The sequence below is a fragment of the Vibrio sp. Vb1574 genome, from assembly GCF_033338675.1.
On the sequence record NZ_JAWOTC010000267.1, the window covers coordinates 629 to 1,275 of the forward strand.

General features: G+C 46.1%; 2 protein-coding genes. Both read left to right on the forward strand.

The features are described 5' to 3' along the window. On the forward strand, positions 1–406 hold a 406-nt coding region (locus R7O12_RS25410; RefSeq protein ID WP_318126836.1), incomplete at its 5' end, for an ATP-binding protein. Further along, positions 393–647, forward strand: a 255-nt coding sequence (locus tag R7O12_RS25415) for a response regulator (RefSeq protein ID WP_318126837.1), incomplete at its 3' end; no start/stop codon positions are given. The genes R7O12_RS25410 and R7O12_RS25415, both read left to right, overlap by 14 nt.

The following is a 647-nucleotide window of genomic DNA, read 5'->3' on the forward strand; positions in this document are numbered from 1 at the left end:
TTTTGGCCAAGCGCTGCAAGAGATGGTCGAAACGCTTAATGAGCAAACAACGGCAGAAATTACGTTGAAAAATAGACTTTCATCAACGGAATTAGATGCGCATCAACAAGTCCATTTACTACAGTTGATCAGAGAGGCGGCACTGAATGCGATTAAGCATGCGCAAGCTGACCATATACATATTCAATGTCTTGATTGTGATGGGAAAGTCACAGTAACCGTCTCCGATGACGGGGTAGGCTTTGAACATCAGGACGAAAAAATTAATCATTACGGTATGACGATCATGCAAGAGCGAGCAGCGAGACTGCACGCCGATCTACAGATTGAAGCATCAATAAACAAAGGGTGCACCGTAAAACTCGAATTCCAACACAGTAAGGAAGTAAACTTTGACAGTGTGTAAAGTAATGCTGGTGGATGATCATCCACTGATGCGACGTGGTATCCATCAACTCCTGAGCTTTGAGCCAGAGTTTGAAGTCGTTGCAGAAGCAAGCAATGGCGCAGATGCAGTCGCAAAAGCGCATGAGCTTGAGCTCGATTTGGTACTGCTAGACCTCAACATGAAAGGCATGTCTGGGCTGGATACGTTAAAAGCGCTGCGAGCAGATGGCTGTGAGGCGAGGGTTGTTATTCTGACCGTG